Genomic DNA, 2,821 nt, shown 5'->3' with positions numbered 1-2,821 from the left:
ACACGACAATATGCAACACTGGTAGCGGTACTGCTGGATACGCAGGCCACCGTCATCGACCAGATACTGCATTTGAATGACAGGATTATTGGCAAGCTCTTCGCGGATGCAAAACGTAAACACAAGGAATCATTTCACAACAAGGGTAAATCAATTAACGAAAAAGTGCGGTTATATACACGGGTAGGCAATGCGCTGATTGAAGCGCGAAAAAATGACACCGATGTACGAGCGAGACATACCATGAGGGCGGAACACCCGCGCATGTTTAGTAAAAATAATGCTCAAAATCAATCGACAATATCTTATATCTCTTTATTAGTATAAAGATGTAATCGGGGAAGAAGTAAACGTAGCGCCCGTGCATTAGGTTTGTACCTATGTTTAATCTGATTAACATCATAATTATGTAATTCACCTATTTTAGGTAACTTAGTGCCATCATAATTTTTATACAATGCAATTAATGGCATAGGGCAGGGGTGTTGTACTTGTTTTTGTTTTTCTTGATACCATACTCGGGCAATAGGTTGAACTTTCACGGGGCGTTTAATTAGCAACCGTGAATCTTCCGGCAACTGGCTGACTTTATCAATTTCTTGACTGATCCATGTTACCCATTCTTCACGACTAAAAGGCGGCACCGCGCGACCTGCATTCAGACTTTTATTAAGTTGCGAAAGTAAATCTTTGCGTTTAATATTTTTTATAATATTTTTATTGGCCCAGCCGAAATGAATAGAGTTTGGATTGACTAACAGAGTTATTGTACGGTACGTATTAAGTGTTATCAGACCCCTAAGGTGAGTATGAACAAATTCAAAGCGTTGTTCACTAGGTAAGCCAGATTCAACAGTAATGATATGTTCTAGTTGAGTTTTTAAGGTGTTTATTGTTGAAATTAGTGTAGTACAGGAGAGATATTCATCATCATCAACAGAAAAACACAGGGTACCAGGTAATCGTACTGCGGCTTTACTACTGACATTCGGATTATTATTATGAATAAATAAACGACGAAAATGTTGTAAACCTAAAGAGCAGGCTTCTTTTCCTTTGATGGATTTTACAGCTATTTTTTCTATGGGATTATTTTCAGTTCCTTTTTCTATATCAGGCAAAATAAAGATGTGGGCAGATAACAGTTTAAACTGTATTAATTGATGCTCGAGCTTGCTGAGAGCAGATTCAAGTTTGGAAAATTGAGAATTCATTCTATCGATTAAATTATATTTATTCATATTAATTTCTTTTATTAGTTACAACATAAATTAATTATTCTTTTATAAACAAAGTGCAAAAAAATTTTAAAACGCAAAACCAAAAAATCCAAATATTTTACAAAAGAGAAGGGTAGTAAAATCAAAAACCGACTACCTAAATTGATAACTCAACTAAAAAATACATGTTACGATGTCACTTTTGTAACACAATTAATTCTAACATTTCAGTTAACCATATGGTGGATAGATACAACTTTTAAAAATATTTTGTGAAGAATGGAGAAAATTTAAGATTTATGATTAACAAGATTACGCTTCGTCGAGCAAAAACATCGGACATTAACACATTAGCCGAACTACGTTGGAAGCTTTGCACAGACGACTCACCAAATAACACCATTAAAAAAAGAAAATTTATTGAGGAATTTTGTACGACATTACCGAATATTGAAAACAACGACAACTGCCTTCATTTTGTTGCTGAATATAATGGAAAAATAATTTCTGTATTATCAATTATTAAAGTTACGAAGATCCCATCACCAAATGATACTTATCATCAATATGGATACCTAACTAACGTTTACACCTTACCAAAATTCAGAAATAAAGGTGTCGGCGGTGCTTTGTTAGAGAAAATTAAAAATGACCTAGAGATACAAAAACTGGAATTACTTATTGTTTGGCCAAGTGCGGTAATTGTCAATGTAGTTGTCGCCCAGGATGTAAAAATCCTAGGCCGCTTTTTTGGCGTCTGGTTTCACCTTTTTTTCCCTGGATTTTTGTGGATTTAGTTGTCTGGCCAAGTGACAGGAGCTATGCGTTCTATGAACGCGCCGGTTTCCGTCGCGAAACTGATCCACTGACACTCAAGATCCTCGTAGAAAATTGATGAGGCAACATCAAATATTGGCCGACGGCTTGGCGAAATTACACCGGTATTTGGACCGCTGGCAACTGACAGAGGATGGGCCGCGGTTTCACACAAAATCGAGTTGGCTTCAACCCGTGCAGTATTGCGGTGAATCTGCCATGCTGAAGATCGCCATGACAACAGAAGAGTGTCGAGGCGCACAACTGATGGTCTGGTGGGACGGTAATGGCGCGGTGCGGGTCTTGGCACAGGAGGAGCATGCGCGTTGCTTCTTGAACATGCCTCCGGACGTCAATCGTTGCTTGAGATAGTTCGTGGCGGCCAGGATGACGAGGCGAGCCGCATTATCTGCCATGTTGCCGCCCGTCTCCATGCGCGACGAACGCCACTACCGATTGACCTTATACCCTTGTCGCGCTGGTTTGAAGCACTGACTTTCACTGCTGAAGTACGTGGTGGGATTTTTAGAAGCATCTCCTCCATTGTCACAAAATTATTCGCAGAGCCACGAGATATTGCGGTCCTTCATGGTGACATTCACCATGGAAACATTCTAGCGGGTCCACGTGGCTGGCTTGCCATTGATCCCAAAGGGTTGATAGGTGAACGCGAATTCGATTTTGCCAACATTTTTTGTAACCCTGATTTCGGCGTTGCCACCTCGCCCGGACGGCTTGCCAGGCAAGTCGAGATCATCACAGAAGCCGCCTGCCTTGATCGTCAT

The 2,821-nt window shown here is 40.0% G+C and carries 3 protein-coding genes and 1 pseudogene; 3 read left to right on the top strand and 1 reads right to left on the bottom strand.

The features are described 5' to 3' along the window. Positions 1–327: hypothetical protein (locus REG_RS13570; RefSeq protein WP_039908724.1), on the top strand; the 327-nt coding region annotated here is incomplete at its 5' end. Here the strand turns inward: REG_RS13570 and tus are convergent. Further along, positions 306–1,241 carry a DNA replication terminus site-binding protein gene (tus, locus tag REG_RS09595; RefSeq protein WP_006705458.1) on the bottom strand — a complete coding sequence of 312 codons (936 nt, stop codon included), beginning with the start codon at positions 1,239–1,241 and terminating at the stop codon, positions 306–308. The genes REG_RS13570 and tus overlap by 22 nt on opposite strands. A 278-nt stretch (positions 1,242–1,519) precedes the next feature. Here tus and REG_RS09590 point away from each other — a divergent pair, with 278 nt between their 5' ends. Both REG_RS09590 and REG_RS14740 read left to right on the top strand, forming a co-directional pair. After that, the gene (locus tag REG_RS09590; RefSeq protein ID WP_050749385.1) at positions 1,520–2,017 is read left to right on the top strand and encodes a GNAT family N-acetyltransferase; all 498 of its coding nucleotides are present in this window, start codon (positions 1,520–1,522) and stop codon (positions 2,015–2,017) included. A 97-nt stretch (positions 2,018–2,114) separates the two neighbouring features. Next, positions 2,115–2,821, top strand: a pseudogene (locus tag REG_RS14740) (aminoglycoside phosphotransferase family protein); the annotation flags it as partial.

Origin of the sequence: Candidatus Regiella insecticola LSR1 (genome assembly GCF_000143625.1) — a bacterium.
GTDB classification, from domain to species: domain Bacteria; phylum Pseudomonadota; class Gammaproteobacteria; order Enterobacterales; family Enterobacteriaceae; genus Regiella; species Regiella insecticola.
Note: the sequence above shows the minus strand (reverse complement) of the source record. Positions and strands in the feature narration are given on the sequence as shown.

Coding starts and splice junctions, on each gene's coding strand:
- REG_RS09590 (WP_050749385.1), top strand. CDS start 1,520: ATGATTAACAAGATTACGCTTCGTCGAGCAAAAACATCGGACATTAAC.
- tus (WP_006705458.1), bottom strand. CDS start 1,241: ATGAATAAATATAATTTAATCGATAGAATGAATTCTCAATTTTCCAAA.